This window comes from Asticcacaulis sp., from assembly GCF_027484505.1.
GTDB lineage: Bacteria > Pseudomonadota > Alphaproteobacteria > Caulobacterales > Caulobacteraceae > Asticcacaulis.
The window spans coordinates 1-25,095 of record NZ_JAIXSV010000072.1; the positions used below are offsets into that span (position 1 = coordinate 1).

The 25,095-nt window shown below is 62.5% G+C and carries 22 protein-coding genes; 15 read left to right on the forward strand and 7 right to left on the reverse strand.

All coding sequences use genetic code 11. The features are described from left to right. Together Q0072_RS04260 and dinB are read left to right on the forward strand one after the other, a co-directional pair. On the forward strand, positions 1-702 hold a 702-nt coding region (locus tag Q0072_RS04260), incomplete at its 5' end, for a methylated-DNA--[protein]-cysteine S-methyltransferase (protein WP_298326209.1). A 75-nt stretch (positions 703-777) separates the two neighbouring features. Further along, complete coding sequence (gene dinB, locus Q0072_RS04265; RefSeq protein WP_298326212.1) at positions 778-1,866, forward strand: DNA polymerase IV; 1,089 nt, start codon at positions 778-780, stop codon at positions 1,864-1,866. 97 nt (positions 1,867-1,963) lie between these two features. Here dinB and Q0072_RS04270 read toward each other — a convergent pair whose 3' ends face one another. Beyond that, the gene (locus Q0072_RS04270) at positions 1,964-2,350 is read right to left on the reverse strand and encodes an OsmC family protein (protein ID WP_298326215.1); all 387 of its coding nucleotides are present in this window, start codon (positions 2,348-2,350) and stop codon (positions 1,964-1,966) included. A 124-nt stretch (positions 2,351-2,474) separates the two neighbouring features. Between Q0072_RS04270 and Q0072_RS04275 the strand changes: the two genes are divergently transcribed. Next, the gene (locus tag Q0072_RS04275) at positions 2,475-3,059 is read left to right on the forward strand and encodes a pyridoxamine 5'-phosphate oxidase family protein (protein WP_298326218.1); all 585 of its coding nucleotides are present in this window, start codon (positions 2,475-2,477) and stop codon (positions 3,057-3,059) included. Here the strand turns inward: Q0072_RS04275 and Q0072_RS04280 are convergent. Then, positions 3,056-4,027, reverse strand: a complete 972-nt coding sequence (locus Q0072_RS04280; protein ID WP_298326221.1) for a quinone oxidoreductase — start codon at positions 4,025-4,027, stop codon at positions 3,056-3,058. The two genes, Q0072_RS04275 and Q0072_RS04280, sit on opposite strands and share 4 nt — an antisense overlap. Positions 4,028-4,060: 33 nt before the next feature. After that, positions 4,061-4,822: a class II glutamine amidotransferase gene (locus tag Q0072_RS04285; protein ID WP_298326224.1), complete on the reverse strand. Its 762-nt coding sequence runs from the start codon at positions 4,820-4,822 to the stop codon at positions 4,061-4,063. A 249-nt stretch (positions 4,823-5,071) separates the two neighbouring features. Between Q0072_RS04285 and Q0072_RS04290 the strand changes: the two genes are divergently transcribed. Beyond that, positions 5,072-5,506, forward strand: a complete 435-nt coding sequence (locus Q0072_RS04290) for an OsmC family peroxiredoxin (RefSeq protein WP_298326227.1) — start codon at positions 5,072-5,074, stop codon at positions 5,504-5,506. 42 nt (positions 5,507-5,548) lie between these two features. On the opposite strand, the gene ppk2 is transcribed toward Q0072_RS04290, so the two are convergent. Beyond that, positions 5,549-6,307, reverse strand: a complete 759-nt coding sequence (gene ppk2 / locus Q0072_RS04295; protein WP_298326230.1) for a polyphosphate kinase 2 — start codon at positions 6,305-6,307, stop codon at positions 5,549-5,551. 65 nt (positions 6,308-6,372) lie between these two features. Continuing rightward, complete coding sequence (locus tag Q0072_RS04300; RefSeq protein WP_298326233.1) at positions 6,373-6,948, reverse strand: PAS domain-containing protein; 576 nt, start codon at positions 6,946-6,948, stop codon at positions 6,373-6,375. A 339-nt stretch (positions 6,949-7,287) separates the two neighbouring features. Here Q0072_RS04300 and Q0072_RS04305 point away from each other — a divergent pair, with 339 nt between their 5' ends. After that, a complete protein-coding gene (locus Q0072_RS04305) occupies positions 7,288-8,118 on the forward strand; it encodes a hypothetical protein (RefSeq protein ID WP_298326235.1) in 831 nt (276 codons plus the stop codon). 347 nt (positions 8,119-8,465) lie between these two features. Here Q0072_RS04305 and Q0072_RS04310 read toward each other — a convergent pair whose 3' ends face one another. Further along, positions 8,466-8,699 (reverse strand): hypothetical protein, encoded by a 234-nt coding sequence (locus tag Q0072_RS04310; RefSeq protein WP_298326237.1) that lies wholly within the window; start codon positions 8,697-8,699, stop codon positions 8,466-8,468. A gap of 209 nt (positions 8,700-8,908) precedes the next feature. Here Q0072_RS04310 and Q0072_RS04315 point away from each other — a divergent pair, with 209 nt between their 5' ends. The 10 genes from Q0072_RS04315 (at position 8,909) to Q0072_RS04360 (ending at position 23,788) form a co-directional block, all read left to right on the forward strand. Next, on the forward strand, positions 8,909-11,980 hold the full coding sequence (locus Q0072_RS04315) for a hypothetical protein (RefSeq protein WP_298326240.1): 3,072 nt from the start codon (positions 8,909-8,911) through the stop codon (positions 11,978-11,980). 89 nt (positions 11,981-12,069) lie between these two features. Next, entirely contained in the window at positions 12,070-12,990 is a 921-nt protein-coding gene (locus Q0072_RS04320) for a sulfite exporter TauE/SafE family protein (RefSeq protein WP_298326243.1), read from the forward strand. Positions 12,991-12,999: 9 nt separating this feature from the next. Beyond that, positions 13,000-13,821, forward strand: a complete 822-nt coding sequence (locus Q0072_RS04325) for a TIGR02186 family protein (protein ID WP_298326246.1) — start codon at positions 13,000-13,002, stop codon at positions 13,819-13,821. A gap of 110 nt (positions 13,822-13,931) precedes the next feature. Continuing rightward, positions 13,932-14,132, forward strand: coding sequence for a hypothetical protein (locus tag Q0072_RS04330; RefSeq protein WP_298326249.1), 201 nt, complete (start codon positions 13,932-13,934; stop codon positions 14,130-14,132). 87 nt (positions 14,133-14,219) lie between these two features. Further along, positions 14,220-17,162, forward strand: a complete 2,943-nt coding sequence (locus Q0072_RS04335) for an ATP-dependent DNA helicase (protein ID WP_298326251.1) — start codon at positions 14,220-14,222, stop codon at positions 17,160-17,162. A gap of 220 nt (positions 17,163-17,382) precedes the next feature. Then, positions 17,383-19,056, forward strand: coding sequence for a 2-isopropylmalate synthase (gene leuA / locus Q0072_RS04340; RefSeq protein ID WP_298326254.1), 1,674 nt, complete (start codon positions 17,383-17,385; stop codon positions 19,054-19,056). A gap of 64 nt (positions 19,057-19,120) precedes the next feature. Then, positions 19,121-20,170, forward strand: a complete 1,050-nt coding sequence (locus Q0072_RS04345; protein WP_298326258.1) for a DUF2125 domain-containing protein — start codon at positions 19,121-19,123, stop codon at positions 20,168-20,170. A 339-nt stretch (positions 20,171-20,509) separates the two neighbouring features. Continuing rightward, entirely contained in the window at positions 20,510-21,343 is an 834-nt protein-coding gene (locus tag Q0072_RS04350) for a chorismate mutase (RefSeq protein WP_298326261.1), read from the forward strand. A gap of 152 nt (positions 21,344-21,495) precedes the next feature. Beyond that, on the forward strand, positions 21,496-22,599 hold the full coding sequence (hisC, locus tag Q0072_RS04355; RefSeq protein WP_298326264.1) for a histidinol-phosphate transaminase: 1,104 nt from the start codon (positions 21,496-21,498) through the stop codon (positions 22,597-22,599). An 85-nt stretch (positions 22,600-22,684) separates the two neighbouring features. Continuing rightward, entirely contained in the window at positions 22,685-23,788 is a 1,104-nt protein-coding gene (locus tag Q0072_RS04360; RefSeq protein ID WP_298326266.1) for an aromatic ring-hydroxylating dioxygenase subunit alpha, read from the forward strand. A gap of 85 nt (positions 23,789-23,873) precedes the next feature. On the opposite strand, the gene Q0072_RS04365 is transcribed toward Q0072_RS04360, so the two are convergent. After that, positions 23,874-24,548, reverse strand: a complete 675-nt coding sequence (locus Q0072_RS04365; RefSeq protein ID WP_298326268.1) for a TetR/AcrR family transcriptional regulator — start codon at positions 24,546-24,548, stop codon at positions 23,874-23,876. Positions 24,549-25,095: the final 547 nt, after the last annotated feature.

Sequence of the window (25,095 nt, forward strand, 5' to 3'; positions counted from 1 at the left end):
CACCGGGTGTTCAAGGCCGCCACCGGCCTGACGCCCAAGGCCTATGCCCGCGCCCATCGCAGTGGCCGGATGCGCGCCGCGCTAAAGGCCAGCGGCAGCGTCACCGAGGCCATCTACGAGGCCGGCTTCAATGCCCCCAGTCGGTTCTATGCCGACACGGCCAACGCACTGGGCATGTCACCGCGCGCCTTCCGCAAGGGCGGCGTGGCCGAGGTGATTCGCTTCGCCGTGGGGCAGTCGCGTCTGGGGGCGCTTCTCGTGGCGCGCAGCGAAAAGGGCGTCTGCGCCGTGTTTTTGGGCGATGACCCGGAGGCGCTGGTGCGTGATCTTCAGGACGCCTTTCCCAAAGCCGAACTGATCGGCGGCGACGCGGCGTTTGAAGAGACCATGGCGCGCGTGGCGGGGCTGATCGAAGCGCCCCAAACCGCGCTCGACCTGCCGCTCGATATTCGCGGCACCCTGTTTCAGCAGAAGGTATGGGCCGCGCTTCAGGCTCTGCCCGCCGGCACCTGCGTCTCCTACAGCGAACTGGCCGAGCGGGTCGGTTTGCCCGCCGCCGTGCGCGCCGTAGCCTCGGCCTGCGCCGCCAACAAGATCGCGGTGGCCATCCCCTGTCACCGCGTGGTGCGTACCGACGGCAGCCTGTCGGGCTATCGCTGGGGCGTGGAACGCAAGGCGGCGCTGCTGGAGGCGGAACGCTAGATTTAGACCCGCTTGATTTGTTCTCTTTTTGTGCTATGTTCGCATTACGTTCTAATGACGCTGCGGAACCGCACCATGGAAAACGAGAACATCGAACCCCTGCGCAAGATCATCCATGTGGATATGGATGCCTTCTACGCCTCAGTGGAACAGCGCGATAACCCCGAACTGCGCGGTAAGCCGGTGGCGGTGGGTGGGCTGGAACGCGGCGTCGTGGCGGCGGCCTCATACGAAGCGCGCAAATACGGCATCCGTTCGGCCATGCCGTCGGTGACGGCGCGGCGCAAATGCCCGGACCTGATCTTCGTCAAGCCGCGTTTTGAGGCCTATAAGGCCGTATCGAAGCAGATCCGCGACATCTTCGAGGACTATACGGAACTGGTCGAGCCGTTGTCGCTCGATGAGGCCTATCTCGACGTCACGCACAATCACAAGGCCATCGCTTCGGCGACCCTGATCGCACAGGAAATCCGGGCGCGGATCAAGCTGGCAACCGGGCTGACGGCGTCAGCGGGCGTGTCCTATAACAAGTTTCTGGCCAAGATGGCCTCAGACTACCGCAAGCCAGACGGGCTTTATGTCATCACGCCGCGCATGGGGCCTGAGTTTGTCGAAACCCTGATGGTGGGGCGCTTCCACGGCATCGGCCCGGCGACCGAAGAGAAGATGAACCGGCTGGGCATCCTGACCGGGGCCGACCTCAAGGCGCAGGACCTGGCCTTTCTGCAAAAGCATTTCGGCGTGTCGGGCGACTATTACTACAATATCGCGCGCGGCATCGACCATCGCCGCGTGCAGCCCGATCGGGTGCGCAAGTCGGTGGGTGCGGAAAACACCTTTTTTCAGGACATCTTCTCGCTGGAGGCCGCCCGCGCAGCCCTTTCGCCCATCGTGGACAAGGTGTGGCGCTATTGCGATCAGCACGGCACGCGCGGCCGCACCGTGACGCTGAAAGTCAAATATACCGATTTCCAGCAGATCACCCGCAGCCACACGGCGGCCGCCACCGTGCTCAACAAGGATGAGCTGTCGCGCCTGTCGGGCAGCCTGCTCGAAAGCGTCTTTCCGATCGCCAAGGGCATCCGTCTGCTGGGCGTCACCCTGTCCTCGCTGGGCGGCTCGGAGGTGCAGGCGGAACCACAGCAACTCAGTCTGGCGATTTAGAGCCTCATGCCGAAAAGTGGGCACCACTTTTCGGAAAAACATGAGGCGTTAGAAATAATTAGAGCCATTCCGCGGCTCAACTTAGCCGACGAATGCTCTAATTAAACGTAGTGGCGATGTCTGCCCCTTCCTTGAGCGTCAGGGTGACCGGTGTGCGTTCGACCACCTCGGTCAGTCGCGCCGTCTGGGCCTCATCCAGCGCCCCTGTCAGGGTCAGGACGCGCGTGATTTTCGAGCGCTTGTCGTCCTTGCTGTGGTGCAGTTCCACATCAATCGCCTCCAGCGGCCAGCCCTTGCGCGCCGCATACATGCGCAGCGTGATGCAGGTACAGGCGGCCAGCGAGGCCAGCAGCAGATCGTAGGGGGCATACCCGGCATTGCCGCCGCCCAGCGTTTCCGGCTCGTCGGCGCTGAGACTGCGTCCGCCCGTTTCGATGGTGGTGAGAAAGTCGGTGGTGCCGATATGGGCGCGCGCATGGGCCATCAGATGTCTCCGTTTTGTCGGCAGACTATATGCGCGGGGCGTCCCTTCCTATGGCTATTTTACACGCGCACACCGCAAATGGAGGATAGCGGCGGGGTGCCAGCGAACCAAAGAGGTAAGGCGCATGACGACCCTGTATGGCCAGGAGGCCCGCGAACGTATCTGGTCCCTGATTAAGGACACCAAGGTGGCCATGCTGGCGACCCACGCCGCAACAGGCCTGCTGCACGCGCGGCCCATGATGCCGCAAATCCGCCACCCCGAAGACAAGGCCTTTGATGGCGTGCTGTGGTTTTTCACCGGCGCCGATACGGGCAAGATGGCGGAGATCGACGCCAATCCGGCGGCGCTGCTGACCTTTTCCGACCCCAAGGGCCACAACTATGTCGCCCTGAACGGCACGGTGGGCATCAGTCATGACCCGGCGATTATCGACGAGTTGTGGTCGGCGGCGGACAAGGCGTGGTTCCCCGGCGGTAAGGACGACCCGAACCTGCGTCTGCTGCGGTTCGACGCCAGCGAGGCCGAATTCTGGGGCAGCCCCGGCCTGATTGCTGCCGGCATCGCTTTCCTTCAGGCCATGGCGACGGGTGAACGCGCCGACCCCGGCGACCACGGCCATGCCGATCTGGACATCCCTGATTTTGCTCCGCACACAGACGATCACGCCGACCCGCTTGCCATCACGCCACGCGATCCGGTGGGTTAAGGGATAAGCAAGGTGCTGCCGGTAGTCGCGCGGCTCTCCAGCGCTTCGTGGGCCGCGCGCGCCTCGGTCAGGGCAAAACGCTGGTCAATCCGTACACGGACCTTACCGTCCAGAATGACTTCGAACAGGTCGGACGCCGACTCCAGAAGCGTTGCCCGGTCGCGGTTGTAGCCAAAGACCGAGGGCCGCGTCAGGAACAGCGAACCCTTCGTATTCAGCACCGAAATGTCCACCGGCGGCACTGCGCCCGACGACTGTCCGAACGACACCATCAGGCCCAGCGGTTTGAGCACGTCCAGCGATCCGTCAAACGTGTCCTTGCCCACCGAGTCATAGACCACATCGACCTTGCATCCGTCCGTAATCTCCAGAACGCGCGCCACGAAATCTTCGGTGCGGTAGTTGATCAGATGGTCATAGCCATTCTGGCGCGCCAGTTCGATCTTTTCCTCAGAGCCCGCCGTACCGATCACTGTGGCCCCCAGCGCCCTGGCCCACTGCCCGGCGATCAGCCCAACACCGCCCGCCGCGGCATGGATCAGCACCGTATGCTCCGGTCCGACACGAAACGTCCGCCGCAGCAGATATTGCGCTGTGAGCCCTTTGAGAAACGCGGCCGCCGCCACCTCATCGCTGAGGCCATCGGGAATGGGGATCAGCTTGTCGGCGGCAATCAGGCGCGCTTGCGCATAGCCGCCGGGCGTCGCCGAATAGACCACGCGGTCGCCGGGTTGGACAAAATCGACGCCTTCGCCCACAGCTTCAACTATGCCCGCACCTTCATTGCCCGGCACAAAGGGCAGGGCGATCTTATACAGCCCCGAACGGAAATAGGTGTCGATGAAGTTGACGCCGATGGCGGTGTGGCGCACCCGCGCCTCGCCCGGACCCGGATCGCCGACCGCGATCTGTTCGACGCTGAGGACCTCCGGTCCGCCGGTCTGATGCACCCGAATGGCTGTGGTCATAAGGCTTTGTCTTTCTCGCAATGGAGAGTGAGGTTAAACCACCTCACCCGCGCGGAAAATCAGCGATGATCCCGGTTCGACCGCTGTCCACACTTCGTCGTGGGTGAGGGGCTGGGTAGCGATGATAATGACCTTGTCGTTCGGCGTGGTTTCCTGCGCGAAATCGACCTGCATCTCGGCGTCGATCAGGGTGGCACGACCGAAGGGGGCGCGGCGCTGGATATAGGTCAGCTTCTTTGAGCAACTGGCGTAAAGCGACCGCCCGTCGGTCAGCAAAGCATTGAAAACCCCCATTTTACGCAGCTCACCGAACAGCCGTTTGACCTCCTTGTCCAGCATGCGGGCCGGTGGATAGTCCATATATTTGCGCACCAGCTGATCGAGAATCCAGCAGAAGGCGTGCTCGGAATCGGTGGTGCCAATCGGGCGGAAAAAGCTGAGCGGCAGGGCCTTGACGCCTTTGAGCTGACCATTGTGGGCAAAGGTCCACGCCCGGCCCCACAGTTCGCGGGTAAACGGGTGGGTGTTCTCCAGCGCCACGCGGCCGCGATTGGCCTTGCGCACATGGGCGATAACCGTCTTCGACTTGATGGGGTAGTCACGCACCAGCGCCGCCAGTTCCGACGTCGCCGACGGGTTCGGGTCGTGGAAATTACGACAGCCCTTCTGCTCATAGAAGCTGATGCCCCAGCCGTCAGCGTGCGGGCCGGTGGCGCCGCCGCGCTTGGCCAGGGCCGTAAAGGAAAAGCGGATGTCGGTGGGCACATTGGCGCTCATGCCCAGAAGTTCGCACATGTCTCAATACCCGAATATAAACCTCGTCTCACCTGTAACAGGCGCACGCCCCAACCGGCAAACGAGGCTTTCTATCGCGTTGGGTAAGAAGAGATACGCAACAGGATTGCCCGTTTACACATCCCGGTCTACCAATCGTTCGGGTATTGGCCGCGTTGGGGCCGGTTTATTGGCAACGCCTCATGCCGAAAAGTGCCAAGAACGTATTTTGGCACTTTTCGGCATGAGGCTCTCGATAGGAGACTTCTGATGAAACGCACGGCGACAGCCCAGTGGCGTGGCGACGGCATGACCGGCACCGGCACGCTCACCACCCAAAGCGGCGCCTTTACGGCCCAGCCCTACAGCTTCAAGACCCGTTTCGGCGACGAAGAGGGTAAGGCCGGGACCAATCCGGAAGAGCTGATCGCGGCGGCCCATTCGGGCTGCTTCACCATGGCCCTGTCGTTTGCGCTGGCCAAGGCAGGGTTTACGGCGGAACTGCTTGAAACCGAAGCCGTGGTTGAGGTCACCCCCTCGGAAGCGGGCTTTTCCATCACCGCCATCACCCTGAAACTGAAGGCCAATGTGCCGGGCGTGTCGGCTGAGCAGTTTCAGGAACTGGCTGCCGGAGCCAAGGCCAACTGCCCCATTTCAAAAGCTCTGGCCTCGGTGCCGATCACGCTGGAAGCGACGCTGGCGTAACCAAGCCTGTACCTCCCCGGCAAGCCGGGGAGGTATAATTCGCTATTGGAACAAGGTCTTTTCGCCCGCGATGACCTTATCATAGCCGAAAACGATGTCAGCATCAGGAGCAGGCACGTCGATAGAGTAGGCCGGGCAGCCCAGATTGTGCAGGACGTGGCGGATAATATGAATCCGTGCGTCCTTCTTCTTGTCGGTCTTGACGCAGGTCCACGGCCCACCGGCGTGGTGTGAGCGGCGCAGCATCTCATCGCGCGCGGCGGAATAGGCCTCCCATTTCTCCTGCGCCACCGCATCAAGCGGCGACACCTTGAGGCGCTTGAGCGGGTCCGACCGTCGATCATCCAGCCGCTCTTTTTGCTCTTTCTTGGAAATATCCAGCCACAGCTTGATCAGGATGATCCCGGCATCGTCAAGCATGGCCTCAAACGGCGTCACATCGCGCAGGAAAATTTCCTGCTCCTGCGGTGTGGAAAAGCCCATCACCTTTTCGACCCCGGCGCGATTGTACCAGGAGCGGTTGAAGATCACCCATTCCCCGGCGGCGGGCAGGTGTTCGGTATAACGCTGAAACCACCACTGGCTCTTTTCACGGTCGGAGGGCTTCGGCAGGGCGATGACGCGCGTCTGCCGCACCGACAGGTGTTCGGTAATGCGCTTGATGGCCCCGTCCTTGCCCGCGCTGTCGCGGCCCTCAAAAACGAGGCAGATCTTCTTGCCCTCGGCGACGGCCCAGATCTGGGCATCGACCAGAGCCACCTGCAAGCGGGCCAGTTCGGCTTCGTATTCGTCCTCGGTCATAGGCGTCCCTTTCTTAGACAGAGAGGCTCACCCGCCGTGACAAAATTTTCAACAGCAAATCCCGTTTACGCCACGCGGCGGCGGTCGTTCAGTACGATCAGGCGCGTCTGGCCATTGGGGGCCGCGGTCTGCGGGCTTTCGATCTGGGCCGCGAGCAGGCTCAGCTTGCCGGCCAGCGGGGCCTCGATATCGAGCGGGTGGACGCTGTTAAAGTGGGGTGGCCAGCCGCTGTGCAGGGCATAGACTCCGGCAAAGCGATCGACGAGGCCCTTGTCATTGCGCAGTGGCACCAGCATCAGTTCGCCGGTAACGTCCATGGTCTCAAGCGGCACATGAACCTTCAGGCGCACCGCCTCTTCGCGCTGCCGCGCCAGGGTCAGGCTGGCCACGACCAGCGCCGCGTGCGCTTCGCCAAACAAGGCTGCGAAGGTGCGCCCTTTAAGGTGTGTGCCATGCAGGCGTTCGACGCGCTCACCGATCAGGCGGAAGCGAAAGCCATCGCGCGCGGTCAGCATGAAGGCGGACGGCAGGAGCCCCTTTAACTGAATGGGGTCAAGGTCGGAACGCAGCGGCGTCTGACCGGCCTTGCGGCGCAGCGCCTGCCAGTAGCTGAGAAATGTCCCTGTGTCATTGTGAGCCATGGCGGCCTCCTCTGAGGTGTACACAGCAAGAATCCGGCCTGTCTGGCTCTACGCCGATGCAGAGCCGAAAAAAAACCGGCCCGGCGCACCCGCGGGGGGAAAGCGGTTCTCTTTTCGCGTCATGCGCTTAATACTACCGCAAGACACCTGTGCTACGACGACGGAAAGCCTTTTTGTCCGCCGTCTCAGCGGTCCGGTACGGATCTTGCTCAGACGACGGCAGAACGGGTCCCGTTTGTGCCAGACTGGCGCATTTTAGGACCGTTGCGGACCACAGATCATTCAGCGGCAGCCGGGCCTGTATTACGGCGGCCTGCCCCAGACACTCAGGAGCGTGATATGCGCGTTAGCTTTGCGAAAACCCTTGCCGCCGTGGTCGGGTTCGGCATGATGATGACGGCCAGCGCGGCTCTGGCCGGTGCGGGCTGCAACAGCGGCTGCACGCCGCCGGCCCCGCCCAGCCCGCCGACCCATCCGGGTAAGCCCAATATGCCGTGCGGCGGTGGTCGCTGCGGTGGTGGCGGTGGCGGCAATGTCGATGTCAACGTCAATGTGAACGTCAATGCCAACGCCAGTGCGCGTGCCTATGGCCCCGGTGCCTTCAATGGTTCCGGTTCGGGCGCGGCCTATTACGGCGGCGGCTACGGCAACTGGTCGCAGGCGCAGGGCATCCCCTCGACCATGGGCCTGAACGTCGAAGGCGGCGAAATGCGTGCCACGGAATCCTATCAGGCGTCGCGCAGCTCGACCCGTCTGATGATTATTGAGGCCGCCTGCATCGACGACAAGGGCGTGCCGCATCCGGCCTCTCAGGTCTTTGGCGGTAAGGACGTGGCGGGCAGCTATGCCGGCGAAGTCTATCGCTGCATCGCCGGCACCAAGATGCGCTACACCCTGCGCGACAAGGACGGCGGCGAAGGCAAGTCTTACGATTGCCGCAAGAGCGAGGCCCTGTGGCACGAAGGCGGTCAGGTCCGCTGCAAGGTGCAACTGGCCGCCCGCGACTGTAACGAACGCTCGCTGCTGCGTAAGTTCGGTGCCGGTATCAAGGTGCTGACCCTGACCACCACCGAAAACTATATGGCTCAGCGCGAAGTTGTAAAACAGTCGTCGGCCAGCTATAGCTCAACCATGGTCTTCGACGGCGGTGTCGGCGGGTTTGTCCAGTAAAACCCTCGCCCGGAACGGGCTGCGACTATCCATCTTTTGAGCTTCCGCTGCTCACGTACGCAAGTACGCTGCGCGGCGGGTCTCAAAAGCCAGACAGTCTCGCCGCGTCCGGCCGGTGTTTTCCAGGGACAAACAAAGGTTTATATAATCAGAAACGCGACTGAAATCTTCAAAGCCCCGGTTCGACAGAGCCGGGGCTTTATTCATGCCCGACCGCAGGGAAGAGAATTGACCACGAAAAACTGGAAAAAATACGGCGCGCAAGCCCTGATAGGAAGGGGCCCTTTGGGCAGGAGCCGGCCATCGTTTTCGTGATTTTCGTGTTTTTCGTGGCCAAAATATCTGCGTCAATACTGTGCCGGTGGATCGGTCTTCAGGCCCAGCACGGTCAGGGCATGGATGATCAGGAAGATGCTCACCGTCGCGGTCAGCAGCATCACAAAGCGCCACGGGATCAGGCGGGGATTTTCCTTACGCAGGTCGGGCGGACGCGCCCCCAGCCAGCCGGACAGAACAGTCAGTCCGGCAAACACAGCCAGCAGGGTGAGGGTCAGGGGCAAGCTCAGGTCCATGCCCCGCATATGGGCCTCTTGAGGCGCAGACGCGCAAGAGGTGTTGCGTTTTTTTGTGGATAAGCGGTATGCAGGGGCAGGCTTCGCCAGAAAAGCGATTCGTTTCAGCGCATCTTCCACAGAAGAATAATGTTCTCCCAGATATTGGGGTTAACAAAAGGTTTACACCCCACATGATGCGTATTAGCCTTTACCGCAAAGGTTGATAGGGGATTCGGATGAGCGGAACGCCTTGGAGCGTAAAAGGCATCGACGCCAAGGCGAGAGAAGTGGCCAAGGAATTGGCGCACCGCTCTGGCATGACGTTGGGTGAATGGCTCAATCAGATGATTCTCAAGGGCGAAGACGTCGATGCGGCGATCCGCCGTGAGCGTCAGCGCGCCGCCCGTAACCCTGCCCCGCGCACCCGTCGTGCCCCTGAGCCCGTTTACGTCGAAGACGATTACGACGACGATATGTATGCGCCGCGCGATGTGGCGCCTCAGCCCGCGCCGGCGCGGCGTCCGGCCCCCTATTCCATGGCCGCGGAGCGTCAGCGTCGCGCCCCTGTGGCCCCTGCCTATTACGACGAAGCGCCTTCGGCTCAGGCGTCGGGAGGCGACATCGGCAAGGTGACGCGCGTACTGGAAACCCTGGGCTCGCGCCTCGAAAATTCCGAACTACGCTCAGCCTCTGCCGTGCGCGGCGTGTCTCAGGCCGTTGAGGCCCTGCTGAACCGTCTGGAGCGTTCCGAAAGCGCGCTGGCCGATACGGTGGCCGAAACCGAAGCGCGCCTGAGCGACACGACGCGTGAAGTGCTCGACAGCGTGGCCGACTCGCGTGAGTGGCTGGCGCGCGGCGATGCCGACCGTCAGGCCCTGTCGGAACGTCTGGAAACGGCGGAACGTCTGGTCGATGCGCAGGCCGAGCGTCTGGAAGGCCTGTCGGGCCACCTGCGTGAGGAGCGCGAGCGCGTGGCGCGTCTGGAGGCCGAGTTGAAGGCCAATCCGGCGCAGGCGGCGTTTGAAACGGTCGAAGCCGCCGTCGGGCGTCTGGCCAATCAGCTTTATGAAAATGACGTTCGCTCGCGCGACGTCCTTAAGGACGTGCGCGGCGATCTGGTCGGGCTGTCGCACCGTCTGAGCCAGCTTGAGTTGCGCGACCCGGATGCGCAGGCGCAGGCACTGGTTGACCGCGTGGCCGCGCAACTGTCGCAACGTCTGGAAGCCGCCGAAGCGCGCACCGCCACTGCCATGCGCGGTCTGGAGCAGGCCTTTACGGCGCTCGATGCGCGCCTGAATCGCGCTGAGGCGCAGGGCGATGTGACCGACCCGGAGGCGGTGCAGTCGTTGAGCCGTTTGTCGGCGGACCTGACCCGTCGTGTCGAAGAGTCGCGCTTTGAGGTGATGCGTCTTCTGGAAGACAGCCAGCAGCGCTCTGCCGAAGAGACTCTGGCGGCGGTTGAGGCGCGTCTGACGGCGGCCGAATCGCGTCAGGCCCGCGCCATTGAGACCCTGGGGCAGGACGTCCTGAAAATTGCCGATAACCTCAACCGCAAGGTGGCGGCCGTGCAGAGATCGGGTAATGAGGCGGTCGCCCACATGGCCGCGGATATGAAGCGCCTGAATGATCAGGTCGAGTCGCGCTTTGCGGCGGCGGATGCGACCCACGCCAGCGCGCTTGAGCGTCTGAGCGGGGAAATCGCCCGCATTTCCGAAAGCCTGACGCGCAAGATCGTCGAGACCGAAAAGCGCACCAATCAGGTGCTGGAAGGCGTTGGCGAAGAACTCGATACCCGTCATCAGCGCGTGCATTCTGACATTGCCGAGCGCATCCGTCAGAGCGAGGAGCGCACGCAAAAGCTGCTCGACGAGGCGCGCAACAAGATCGACGCGCGTCTGGGGCAGGCCCAGACCCAGACCCTGTTGCGCGAAGCCGAACGCGCCGCGCCGCAAGCACCGATCTACGCCCCGACCGAATTGCAGCAAAAGCCATTTTCGGCGTTTGAACATGGCTTTGAAGAGGAAGCCGCACCGGTCGCTGAGGCCGCGTCGGCTCCGGTGATCAAAACAGAGGTCAAGCGTGCGTCGTCGGACGATGACCTGACCGGGCGTCTGCTGGAATCGGTGACGCAGTTTGGCTCTGATCCGTTTGAGGACGATCCCTTTACCGATATGGTCGAGCCGGCCAAAAGCCCGGCCTCTGATCCCTTTGCCGAGGCCCTGATCGCCGAGACGCGGGCGCAGGAGGCCCTGAGCGAAGACGACGGCCGCGACATGCAGGCCCCGTTGAAGCCGCGTGCCGCACGCCCCTCTGCCGACCCCTTCACCGACGATTTTGATCTTGACCCCTTTGCTGACGTCGATGCGTCGCGCAAGGTGGCTCCCGCGACCCTGTCGGCGGGCGCGCCTTACGAAGACACGGCCTCCCTGTCCACGCGCGATGCGCTGGCGGCGGCGCGCGCAGCGGTGCGTGCCTCCATCGAAGGGGCCGATACCAAAAAACCTCTGGGTCTGAAACTCGGCACGTCGCGCACGCGCGAAGCCCAGCCCAAGCCGGAAAAGGCCAAGGGCAAGACCCTGCTGAACGCCTTTAAAGCCTCGTCCATCGCCATCGTGGTGACGGCGGGGGCGGTCGGTGGTTATTACGCCTTCCGTGACACGGACGAACCGGCGGCGCAAAAGCCCGCTCTGGCGGCGGCTGCGATCACCACGGCTCAGCCCAAGGCGCAGACAGCTCAGGATATGAAGCGTCTCAAGGCCATGTATGAGGCCGCGTCTCTGGCGCTGGATGCCAACGACCCCAAGGCCGTTGAGGCCATGCGTACCGTGGCCGATCTCGGCTATCCGGTGGCGCAGTACGAGATGAGCACCCTCTATGACGGTGGGCGCGACGGGCTGGTCGTGGCCGACAAGGCGCAGGCGCGCCAGTGGGCCGAACGCGCCGCCAAGGCCGACTACCCGCTGGCCATGTATAAGTTCGGCCTGATGAACTATAATGGCGAAGGCGGCCCGCTCGATTACAACGCGGCGGCGGCCTGGATTCGCAAGTCGGCCGAATACGGCGTGCGCGACGGTCAGTTCGGTATCGGCGTCATATATATGCAGGGCACCGCCATCCCGGAAAACGCCCCGGAAGCCTATAAGTGGCTGTCGATTGCGGCCAATAATGGCGACCGCGAGGCCGAGTCCATGCTGAAGGACCTGCGCGCGCGTCTGAAGCCGGAACAGGTGGCCACGGCGCAGACCGCCGCGCGCGCCTTTACGCCCCTGAAAAGCAAAACAGACGAGACCAGCTTAGCGGCGCGTTAACCTTGCGGGGCCGATAAGATATGGCCCCCTCCGGTCGTCTGTGACAGACTTGGCATGGCCGGAAATCCGGTTACCCGAAAGGCCCTGACGTGGAAATCTACCTGCCCATCGCCGAGATGTCGGTGAATGTCTGGCTGATGGCCGGGCTGGGTGTGGTTGTGGGGTTTTTGTCGGGTCTGTTTGGCGTCGGGGGCGGCTTTCTGATGGCCCCGGTGCTGGTGGCACTGGGCATCCCGCCGTCGATTGCCGTGGCGTCTCAGGCCGGACACGTGCTGGCGACCTCGACCTCTTCCGTCATGAGCTATGGCCGCGAAGCCTCCGTCGATTACCGCATGGGTGGCGTCATGGCCGTGGGCGGCATCGCCGGGGCGATTGCGGGCGTCGAAGTCTTCCGCCTGCTGCGCCTTTTGGGGCAGGCCGACCTGATGGTGGCCATCCTCTACCTGCTGCTGCTGGGGACCATCGGCGGCATGATGCTCAATGAAAGTCTGCGGGCTTTGTTGCGGGCGCGCGATGGCCTGCCCGCTGAGCGGCCCAAGGTCAAACGCCCCGGCTGGCTCTATGCCCTGCCGTACAAGATGCGTTTTCCCGTGTCGGGCCTGTATATTTCGGTGATCCCGCCCATAGCGATTGGTTTTGTCGTCGGTCTGCTGGCGGCCCTGATGGGGGTGGGCGGCGGCTTTCTGATCGTGCCGGCCATGATCTATCTGTTGCGCATGAAGGCCTCGGCGGTGGTGGGCACCAGCCTGTTTCAGATCGTCATTACGACGCTGGTCACCATGATCCTTCAGGCCGTGCGCAACCATACGGTCGATGCGGTGCTGGCCTTTATCCTGCTGATCGGCGGTGTGATCGGCGGGCAACTGGGCATCCGTGCCGCCACGCGATTTAGAGCCGAACAGATGCGGGTGGTGCTGGCCATCATCATCCTGATGGCTGGTTTGCAGATGGGCTTCACCCTGTTTGTGCCGCCGGAAGACCCGTTCATTCTGGCCCCCACCAACGGATAGAGGCAGGATATGGTCGCCGCCTCCCTGCCGCCCGACGTCACCGCCCCCGCGCCCTCGGTGCCCTATATAGAGACGCAACCGGCGGCGGGCGTGTCCGCCGACCTTCTGTCCACCGACCTGACTCAGAACCGTATCGAGGTGTCCTCCTCGTTTCAGGGGGCCAAGGTCATCCTCTACGGCGCGGTGTTTCAGCCTGAAGACCAGCCGTCCGACGTGGTGGTGATCATCCGCGGGCCGCAGGCCTCGATGCGCCTGATCCGCAAGGTCAAGGCCGGTGCCGTGTGGCTCAATTCGCGGCCCGTCGTCTTTGAAGGTGCCCCCGGCTACTATATGGCGGCCTCTTCGCAACCGCTGGATCGTATTACCGATTTTTCGCACCGGCGGCTTCTGGGGCTGGGGCTCGACTATATCGCCATGGATACCTCACGCGAAAACAAGGTGGTGACGCGCTATGGGGTCAAGGATGTGGTCGTCAACGGCATCGAAGACGACTATCTCGACTGGCGGCGCGCGGTCATCCGGCTGAAATCGAAGGCCGGGCTTTATAATGACAACCCGCTGGGCGTGCGCTTTGTCGATAAAAACCTGTTTCGCGCCGAAGTGACCCTGCCGTCGGAAGCGCCGATTGGTGACTATACGGCCGAGGTCTGGCTGTTCCGCGACGGTCAGCCGGTCGGCTATAGCGAGAAAAAGCTGACGGTGGAAAAGGTCGGGTTTGAGCGCTTCGTCTATACGGTGGCGCACCGCCATGCCTGGCTTTATGGGCTGGCTTGCGTCTTTATGAGCATGGGCATGGGTGCGCTGGCGTCGCGTTTGTTCCGTCGGGGGTGAGTTTTTTTCTTCTCCCTCTAGGGAGGCGGGAAGGTTTAAGCGGCACCACCAACGCTTGTCAGGTCTGGATCGTCGCTCTATGCTGACTGAGTTTTCAAGAGGGGGTGGCTATGGCCATTGGAAAAGTTCTTATCCGTACCGTCATTATGACGGTGATCGGGGCCAGTGTTCTGGCGCTTTACCAGATCAATAACGGCCTGTTTGATCCGCTGCGGTACAGCGTGTCCGTTGTCATTCTGGCACTGGTCTATCTGGCTCTGAATGGTATCGAGCACTACTGGAAAAGCCGCCGCGCAACGCAAAAGGGATAGTTACCTCACCCCCTAGCCGGTGGTCATTATCCGTATGTGCGCGGAGAGGGGCTTTTGTTAGCCGCTCATAACGACTAGAGTATCGGGGTGAGTCCCGATCTTCCCGACATCGCCGATCCTGTGCCTGCTTCTGAGGCAGAGGTGTCCCTGCGCGCGCATTTGCCGGCGCAGGGCTTTGCGCTCTTGCCCTCCAGCGGGGCGTTCAGCGACGGGCACGTGTCGCGCCGCGTCGGAGCCCCGGAAGCGCGCGAAGCCTGGGGGCGCGAACCCCTGCTGGTCGTCAATGCCCCCCTGATGCGGCAGCGCCTGTTTGGACAGCGCTCTTTCCGCGAAGCGAAGCATTTCGACCTTCTGGAGCTGTTTGCCTTTGTGCGCCCGGCGCGTTTTGCCGCGCCGTCCGTGGCCGGTCTGGCGCTGGCCATGGGCTATGGCGAGCCGGAAGGGGCCGAGGCGCAGGCCGCCGTCGTCTATCAGGTGGCGCTGGCTCTGGCGCGGGAACTGTCCGACGCCCCTTTGGCCTTTCGGTTGATGGCGCGCTCCTCGCTTGAGTTCATGCAGCGTCAGGGCTGGGTCTGGGCCCCCTTTGTGGACGCGGCGCTCAGCCAGAAGCCGGTGCCGGACGGCTATGTCGCGCCGCCGCCGCTGGAGGTGTGGTCGCTGCTCGAAGAGTGGGAGGAGCAGGCCCCCGCCGGTGATGCGCGTCAGGTCAGCCTGGGCGAAGACGAGGTGCTGAAAGGCCTGAAGGACAATCTGCACCGCGCCGGTCTTCAGGAAGGCCGCCCCGAACAGCAGGCCTTTGCGCTGAAAACGCGCGAGATGTTCGCGCCCAAATGGGCCTCGGAGCAGCCGAACATGCTGCTGCTGGAGGCCGGGACGGGGACGGGCAAGACGCTGGGTTACCTGTCGCCCGCGCGGCTATGGGCCGAAAAGGCGCAGGGGCGGGTGTGGGTTTCGACCTATACCAAGGCCCTGCAAAAGCAGATCTATAACGATACCCGCGCCCTGTTCGACACCGAGGGCGAGCGCGAAAACAAGGTCGCCATCCGCAAGGGGCGCGAAAACTATCTGTGCCTGCTGAACTGGCAGGAGCGGCTGGCTCCGTTGACCCAAGGGCCGGGCGAGGCGATTGTCGCCGCTCTGGTGGCGCGCTGGATCGTCTATAGCCGCGATGGCGATATTGTCGGCGGCGACTTTCCCACCTGGCTGCCGTCGCTACTGCCCGCGGGCTCGGCGGCGGCCATGTTTGGGGCATTGAACCCCGCCAATCTGGTCGATCGGCGGGGTGAGTGTATCTATAGCGCCTGCGCCCACTACCGGACCTGTTTCGTCGAAAAGTCGATCCGCAAGGCCAAGTCGGCGCAAATCATCATCGCCAACCACGCGCTGGTCATGGCGCAGGCGGCCTATGATCTGCGCGAAGCCGCCAAGGCCGAGCAGGGCGAGGTGACGGTTGAGCCCGAAGCGCCGGGCCTGTCGCGGCTGGTCTTCGACGAAGGCCACCATGTGTTCGAAGCCGCCGACGGGGCCTTTTCGTCGGAATTGTCGGGCTTTGAGGCCTATGAGCTGCGCCGCTGGATACGCGGCAATGAGGGGCGCGGGCGACGTTCGCGCGGGCTGGAACAAAGGCTGGGTGACCTTCTGGCGACGCGCGAGGTGGCGCAGAACGCCCTGAAAGACCTGATCCGCGCCGCGCACCTGCTGCCGTCCGAGGGCTGGTCGCAGCGCCTGACCACGCGCACCCAGTCGGGCGAGATGATGGCCCCGCTTGGGCCCATCGAGGCGCTTTTGGCCGCTGCTCTGAAACAGATCGAGGTGCGGGGGCAGGAAGGCGCCAGCAAGAGCCGCTATCGCCCGGAAGCCGATAATGCCGAATGCGAGGCGCATCCCTGCCTGCCCGAAGTGTCCGAGGCGGCCTCGGCGGCGGCCAAGGCCTTACAGGCCATCGAAGCGCCGTTACTGGCTCTGGTGCGCGCCATTGAGGACATTCTGACGGGCGAGGAAGAGATTGATCTGGCCGAACGCACGCGGCTTGATGGGGCCTTGCGCGGGCTGGAGCGGCGGGCGCGCATGACCCTGCCGGCGTGGCGCAGCCTGTTGCAGCAACTGGCCTATGCGGAAGACGAAGACCCGACGACCCCTTCGCCCTATGTCGATTGGTTCGCCACCATCACGCACGGCGGGCGGCTGGTCGATGTGGGGCTGCACCGCCACTTTGTCGATCCGTCCGTGCCACTGGCCGACTATGTGCTGAAACCGGCGCACGGGGTGCTGATGGCCTCGGCCACCCTTTCAGATAAAGGCTTGACCGATAAGGCTTTGGCCGGACAGTCCGACGAAGACCCCTTCGCTCTGGCGCGGCAACGCACCGGCGCGGCGCACCTGTCGATGGGGGCCAAGTCGCTGCGCATCGCCTCGCCGTTTGATTATGAGGCGCAGGCGCGGCTGTTTGTCGTCACCGACGTGCCGCGTGATGATCCGCGCGCCGTGGCGACCGCCATGAAGGCGCTGTTTCTGGCGGCGGGCGGCGGGGGGCTTGGCCTGTTTACCGCCATTCGCCGCCTCAAGGCCGTCTATGAACAGTTGTTCCGGCCGTTGGGTGAGGCGGGGATTTCGCTCTACGCCCAGCACGTCGATCCGCTGGATGTCTCTGATCTGATCAGCGTGTTTCGCTCCGAGCGCCATTCGTGCCTGTTGGGGACCGATGCCGTGCGCGACGGGGTCGATGTGCCGGGTCAGGCCCTGCGCCTGATTGCCTTTGACCGCATCCCGTGGCCGCGTCCGGACGCCCTGCACAAGGCGCGGCGGGCGCATTTCGGGGCCAAACTCTATGACGACGCGCTGGTGCGCGCCAAGCTGGCTCAGGCCTTCGGGCGGCTGATCCGGCGGGCCGACGACCGGGGCGTGTTTGTGATGCTCGATTCGGCGGCCCCCACGCGGTTGTTTGCGTCCCTGCCCGACGGGGTGGTGGTGCAGCGCTGTACTTTGTCCGAAGCCGTGACCGCGATTGAGGGCTTCCTGCCGCGGGAGTAGGTCCGGACGAGGGGAGGGAATGTCATTGACCCCCTACCTTTCAGCGCCTAAGAGTGCGCGCATTAGCCCCTCCCCTGATTTCAGGGGAGGTGGATTTTGATGCGAAGCATCGAAAGACGGTGGGGTTAATTACCGGCGTATAACCCCCCTCCGGCTAAAGCCGGTTTCCCCCCTGATATCAGGGGGGACGCTTCCCAGTTGCGCCTCAGAGTCCTTTCCCATGATGCTCAAAAATCCCGCCAGCAAGTATCGCCCCTTTGTCTTCCCCTTCGACATGTCCGACCGGACCTGGCCGTCGAAGACCATCGAAAAGGCGCCGCGCTGGCTATCGACCGATCTGCGCGACGGCAATCAGGCGCTGGCCGATCCGATGGACGTCGAAAAGAAGATGCGCTTCTGGAAGACGCTGATGCAGATCGGCGTCAAGGAGGTCGAGGTCGGCTTCCCTTCGGCATCGCAGATCGAATTCGATTTTGTGCGTAAGCTGATCGAGGAAGATCACGTCCCCGACGATGTGACCATTCAGGTGCTGGTGCAGGCGCGCGAAGACCTGATCCTGCGCACCTTTGAGTCCCTCAAAGGCGCCAAAAAGGCCTGTATCCACTTCTATAACGCCACCTCACCTCTGTTCCGCCGCGTGGTGTTCGGGCTGGAAAAGTCGGACGTGCTGGGGCTGGCGGTCAAGGCGGCGCAACTGATCAAGGACTGCGCGTCGAAGCAGCCAGACACCGAATGGTCGTTTGAATATTCGCCGGAAACCTTCTCGGCCACCGAGCCCGATTTTGCGGTCGAGGTGTGTGAGCGGGTGATGGATGTGTGGGAGGCCATGCCCGAAAAGCCGGTCATCCTCAACCTGCCGGCCACGGTCGAAGTGTCGTCGCCCAACATCTATGCCGATCAGATCGAATGGTTCTGCCGTCAGTTGACGCGCCGGTCCTCGGCCATCATCTCGCTGCACCCGCATAATGACCGGGGCACCGGCATTGCGGCGGCGGAGTTGGGGATTCTGGCCGGGGCCGACCGCATCGAAGGCTGTCTGTTCGGCAATGGCGAGCGCACAGGCAATGTCGATCTGGTGACGCTGGCGCTCAATCTCTATACGCAAGGGGTGAGCCCGGAACTTGATTTCTCCGACATCCGTTCGGTGGTCAATACGGTCATCCACTGCAACAATATCCCCGTACACCCGCGCCATCCCTATGCCGGCGAACTGGTCTTCACCGCCTTTTCCGGCTCGCATCAGGACGCCATCAAGAAGGGCTTTGCGGTGCATGAGACACGCAATGACGGCGTGTGGGAAATGCCCTACCTGCCCATCGACCCGGCCGATCTGGGCGAAAGCTATGAGGCCGTCATCCGCGTCAACTCGCAGTCGGGCAAGGGTGGCATCGCCTGGATTCTGGAGCAGGATAAGGGGCTGAAACTGCCGCGCCGCCTTCAGGTCGATTTTTCGCGCAAGGTGCAGGAAATCGCCGATGCCACGGGCAAGGAGATGCAGGCCGCTGACATCTGGCACGCCTTTGAGGACGCCTACTATCTCAAAGGCACGCCGAAATACGAGCTGGTTGAATATATCGACTCCGGGGCGCGTCGGGCGGGCGTCGATCGCCTGTTTGCCGGGCGCATCATCCATGACGGCATCGAAACGCCGGTCACCGGGCGCGGCAATGGCCTGATGGCGGCGGCGGTTGATGCGCTCAATGCCGCCTATGCGCTGGGGATCGAGGTGCTCGACTATCACGAACACGCACTGAGCCGCGGTACGGACGCCAGGGCCGTGGCCTATGTCGAATGCCGCACCGCCGATGATCGCAAAGTCTTCGGCGTCGGCATGGATGTCGATAGCGCCACCGCCTCGGTCAAGGCTATTTTATCCGCGGCGAATGCGTTGTAGGGTGGGGTAACTACCCCTCGCCCAGCCCTCTCCCTGTTGGGGGGAGGGTGGAAAGGAGCCCTGAATGACCGACGTCCCCGCGCTCACCCCCCCTAAAAAGAAACACTCGCGGCTTGGGCTGTTCCTGCCCATCGGGCTGTTTCTGATCGGGGCGCTGCTGTGGAGCGGCTATTGGCTCTTCACCGCGCATCAGATTGAGACCCGGCTGGCCGAGCAGGCGAAGACCCTGACGTCAAAGGGCTATCAGGTTGCCCACGCCCCGTTCAAAGTGCAGGGCTATCCCTTTCGCATGTTCCTTCAGTTGAAAGACGTGCGGCTGATCGCGCCGAATGGCAAGGGGCTGGCCGTTCCGGCGCTGGAGGCCGAGGCCTCGGCCTTTGCGCTCGACAAATGGATGTTTGTCGCCACCAAAGGCCTGACCCTCTATCGCGGCAATGGGGCGGATCAGAGCGATCTGGGGCAGGTTGCCGTGACCGGTGATGCCCTGCGCGTCAGCGTTTCCGGCTGGACGCAACCCTTGCAGACCATCGGTCTTGAGGGGCTGAACGCCACCTTCACACCATCAAAGCCCGAACACCCCTTCGTGCTGCAAAGCGCCCAGCGCCTCGAAGGGCGCGTGACGCCGACGAAGGACGGGGTGGATACGGTCGATTTCATCTGGCGTGCCTCGGGGGCTCAGGCCCACCCGCAAAGCCTGCTGGGGCGTCTGGGGCAGGGGCAGAATTTCGACATGGCTTTTCAGGGCCGGATGGCGCAAGCCTCCAAATTCCGTGGCGATCTGAATGGCTGGCGCGAGGCCGGCGGGGCTGTGCGTCAGGTGCAGACTTCGCTGCATGTAGGGGAGCTTGAGGTGTTTGGCCGCTCTGAGGCCCTGCTGCTCGACCCTAATCTGGCGCTCAGCGGGCCTCTGGGGCTGGAGGTCAAGGGCACGGGTGACCCGTTTGCCTTCCTGCTGGGGGCCGGACTGATCTCGGCGGAATACGAAGCGCTGGCGCGCGCCTTTGTCGGCACCAAGATGACAGCGGACAAGCCGGTGAAGCTCGATTTTGTCTTCCGCGAAGGCGGGGCCTATGTCGGACCGCTGCGGGTGGCAGCGGCACCGGTTATTCGCTAGATCGTCGTGACAATTTAAGATTTAACGGGCGCTTTTCTCCTCCCCATATCATGGGGAGGTGGCAGCGAGCGAAGCGAAGCTGACGGAGGGGTACACTTACCTGAGAAGATACCCCTCCGCCTCGTAAACTCGGCACCTCCCCATAAAATGGGGAGGGGAGATCGCAAACGTTAATTCGTCACCACAGCCTAGATAAGTTATCTATATTGTAAAACCCGGCGTTTTGTACTGTAATTAGCAGAGCTACACTTTGGTATCTTTGGAAACCAAAGTGACGGCTGTGTATAGTTTTAAAAAGACCCGCCCGGCGATGCCGCCACCGGGTCACGGAGACCGAGCTTGGCCCTCAATGCCCGCGCGCAGACCCCACCGTCGCCCCTGTCGCTGAGTGAATTGCGACTGCGGATCGACGCGATTGATGCCGAACTGCTGCGTCTGGTCGATGAGCGCTCGGCGCTGGCGCGTGACATTGCGGCGGCCAAGGCGCGCGAAGGCGGCGATGTTTCTGGCTGCCTGTTGCGCCCGGACCGCGAGGCCATGCTGCTGCGCAAGCTGACGGGTAAGCCGCGCGCGGCCGCCTCGGATGCGGCGGTGGTCGCCATCTGGCGCGAACTGATCTCCGAATCGCTGCGTATCCAGGGTGAAGGTCAGGGCGGTCTTCACCTTGATTTTTGGGCGGGTGACGCGTCGTCGCAACTGGTCAAATGGAGCCGCGAACGCTTTGGGGCTGCCCCCGCTGAGGCCGGTCTGGCCGAACCGGTGCAGGTCATCGCCGCCGCGCGTGATCCCCGTCATATCGGCATCCTGAGCCTCGATCCCCGCGCCGGGGCCTGGTGGGCGCGGCTTCTGGCTGAACCGCAGGTGCGGATCATCTGCGCCCTGCCGGAACGCACGCCGGAACGCCCCAAGGGCTTTGCCATTGCCGCGTTGAAACCCGAACCGACCGGCGATGACGTCAGCTACTGGGTGACCGACAGCCGCCTGTCCGAAGCCGCCCTGACCGAGCTTCTGGGGCAGCGTGGGCTGGCCGCCGAGTGGCTGTGTTCGACCGGCGGGATGAAGCTGTTTGGCCTGTCCGGTTTTGTGCAGGAAGACGACAGCCGCCTCGACCCCAGGGCCGAAAAGGCGCTGGGCTCGCTGTCTGGCGTCATCGGGACATCGCCACGGATTTAGCGATACCTCCTCCCCTGATAGCGGGGGAGGTGTCAGCGAAGCTGACGGAGGGGGCGACCCACCGTGCCGACGATCTGATTCATTGCATTGAACCGGCTGTCCCGCGGTGCTAACCAGCACCCAGTAAAATTCGCACGCGCAGGAACATCCCGATGGATACCGTTTCGCCCCCCGCCGCCCAACCCGAACCGAAATCCGGTATCTGGGACATTGCCGCCTATGTCGGGGGCAAGTCGAAGATCGAAGGCGTGGCCGAGCCGATCAAGCTGTCGTCCAATGAAAACGCGCTGGGCAGTTCGATAAAGGCCATTGAGGCCTTCGAAGCCGCGCGCGCCAAGCTGTTCCGTTATCCCGACGGCCATGCGGCCCCGTTGCGTGAGGCTGTGGCCGCCTATCATGGCCTTGAGCCGCACCGCCTGATCTTCGGCAACGGTTCGGATGAGGTGTTCGGTGTACTTAATCAGGCCTGGCTGGAGGCCGGGGACAATATCGTTACCGGTGAGCATGGCTTCCTCGCCTATCGCATCAGCGCCGAGGCCTGTCAGGCCGAGGTGCGTCTGGCCCCCGAACCGGCCCAGCGCGTAGACATCGAGCGCCTGTTGGATTTGGTCGATGCGCGCACCAAGATCGTCTATATCTCCAACCCGGCCAATCCGACCGGCACCTGGAACACGCCGGAAGAGATCGCCGATCTGCGCAGCCGTCTGGCACCGCACATCCTGCTGGTCATCGACGAAGCCTATGCGGAGTTTGCCGACGAACCGACCTATCATAGCGCCTTTGAGCTGGCGCGCGCTTGCGACAACATGATTGTCACGCGCACCTTCTCTAAGATTCACGGGCTGGCCGGTTTGCGCGTCGGTTTTGGCTATGCCCCGGTGCGGGTGATCGAAGCGCTGGATCGCATCCGTATGCCGTTCAATATCAATTTGCCGGCGCAGTACGCCGCCGTCGCGTCTCTGGCCGATCAGGCGCATCTGGACGCCTCGCGCGCGCAGGTGTTGCAATGGCGGCCGCGCTTTTATCAGGCGGTGCGGGCGCTGGGCTATCGCGTCGATGTCAGTCAGGGCAATTTCGTCCTGATTCACTTTGCCGACGAAGCGCAGGCCGTGCGCGCCAATGACCACCTGATGCGCAAAGGCTTTATCGTACGTCATGTCGCCAATTACGGCCTGCCGCACTGCCTGCGCGTGACCATTGGCAAGGATCACGAAAACGAAGGCTTCCTCACGGCGCTGGGCGAATTCGCCGGTTAAGCGGTGCGACAAATAATCGCTTTTGGCGACGGAGCGCGCTGAACTATAGTCACTCTTTTCGCCCCTTCTGTGATATCGTTTGCTCATGCCTGATCAGTCCGCCCCGCCCATCGCCAAAGAACGTCTTGTCTTCGGGCAGGGCTTCATCCGCGACGCCTGGTATTTTGCGGCGCTGGCCGACGATCTGAAGTCCGGCAAGCTGCAACGCTACGAGATTCTGGGCGAGCCGGTGCTGCTGGCGCGCGATACGCAGGGCAAGGCCTATGCGATGCGCGACATCTGCCCGCACCGTGCCGCGCCCTTGTCGGCTGGCAAGATGATTCCTGATCCCAAAACCGGTCAGCCGGTGGTGCAGTGCCCCTATCACGGCTGGACGTTTGGGACGCATGGCGGCTGCACGGCCGTGCCGTCCCTGACCGCCGATCAGCCGATGGATGTCGAGCGCATCAAGGTGCGGTCCTATACGGTTAAGGAGCAGCAGGGCATCGTCTGGATCTACATGACCGCCGATGCGCGCCGCCCGGCCGAGCCCGACCATGAACCGCCTATCCTGCCCGGCGTGGTCGGTGGAAAGCCCATTATCGTTGAGAGCATGGATTTCGACAGCCACATCGACCACGCGGTCGTGGGGCTGATGGACCCGGCGCACGGCCCCTATGTGCATCAGCAATGGTGGTGGCGCTCGTCCAAGAAGCAGCTCGAAAAGGCCAAGGCGTTTGAGCCGCGTGAGTTCGGCTTTGCCATGGTCCGCCACGCGCCGTCGAAAAATTCCCGCGCTTACCGTATTCTGGGCGGGGCTCCGGCGACCGAAATCACCTTCCGCCTGCCCGGTGTGCGCTATGAGCATATCGAGATCGGTGAGCGGCAGATTTTGGGCCTGACCTGTCTGACGCCGGTGCACGCCACCAAGACGCGCATCACGCAGATCTTCTGGTCGGATCACGCCATTTTCCGCGCCATTGCACCGATCTTCAAATACGGCACCCGAGCCTTCCTCAAGCAGGACGGCGACATGGTCAATCTGCAAAACGAAGGGCTGAGATACGATCCGTCCCTGCTATGGATCGACGATGCCGACACGCAGGCCAAGTGGTATCAGCAACTCAAGAAAGAATGGATGGCGCACCGTTCCGAAGAACGCCCCTTCGCCAACCCGCTGAAACCCGCCACGCTGAAATGGACCAGTTGATTCTCCATAGCTCCGAAATGAAAAAACCGCCGGAGAGACCCCGGCGGTTTTTTCATTTCGATATTGGGGAGGAGAGAGCGTTGGCTTACGCCGCCTTCAGGCCCGACACGATCAGTTCGATCTGAAAACGCAGACGCTCGCCCATGGAGACGAACGCCTGACCGTCGCGGTGGGCGCGGCGCAGGTTGGAGAAGGTGAGGTCTTCGATGATCTCGGCGCCGTGCGCGATGTCGGCCTTGGCCGGCAGCTCGTTTTCGCTTTGGGCGTGGCGCAGAGTCTCCAGAATCACCTGACGGGTCATGTCGGTGAGGCTGGCGATATCGGCGAGACCGGCATTGGCCTCAGTGTCCGTCGTCTGACCGCTCCAGTTCATCACGAAGGCCGACAGGATCAGGCGCGCATTGCCTTCTGCCGCTTCATAGGCCGCCATAAGCTGGCGGTGCAGACGATCGGCCAGCGGACGCGTCGTGTCGTGCGCGTCGATGGCCGCGGTGATGACGCGTGCGGTTTCTTCTTCGACGACCTTCACGAAAATCTCGTTCTTGTCGGCGAAGTTGGCGAAAACGGCACCCGTGGACAGGCCAGCTTCGCGCGCGATGTCGCGTAAGGTGGCCGCCTCATAGCCGCGCTCCCGGAACAGAGCTTTGGCGGAGGCAAGGATTTTGAGACGGTTCAGTTCCTTGGAACGCGCGCGCGCGCCCAGAGGGAGTGCCGTCTCTTCCTGAGTGAGTTTGTCTTTCAGTTCATACGCCTGATACATGTTCATTTATCGAGCTGTGTTGAGGGCGGTGCGGGCCGCCGGGTGGAACCTGTACCCATAAATGGGATAGGGTTTTAGGGAATTCAATGAGTTACGCGGTTTAATACCTATCGGGTGTGTAGGGCAAGCCACAAAGGGCGTTAACGCAGGGAATTCGGTGAGAAACGCGTACCACACCCGTAGGGGTGAAGTCTGATGTATCCATAACGAGAATGATCGTTCATTCCGTCGTATACAGAACTTCATTACGCCGAAAAACAGGCAAAAAATAGACCTGACCTCTAAAAAAGTGTAACCCTGTAACATGAAGTGGCCTGTCCGGAGAATTCCCCGGGTGCGTTGTTTTAGAGCGCTTTCCGAAAAGTGTGACGCACTTTTCGGATAAAAAAGCGCGTTAAACCAAAAATTTAGAGCGTGATTTCGATTCAATTTGAACGAAATCCGCTCTAGGGTTTGTGGGGATTCATTTTGAGTTTATGACGGCGGCTGCGAGATAGATCATAGCCTTGAAGCTGTTGTCGGTTTTGTCTGCTCTCATGGCGACGCG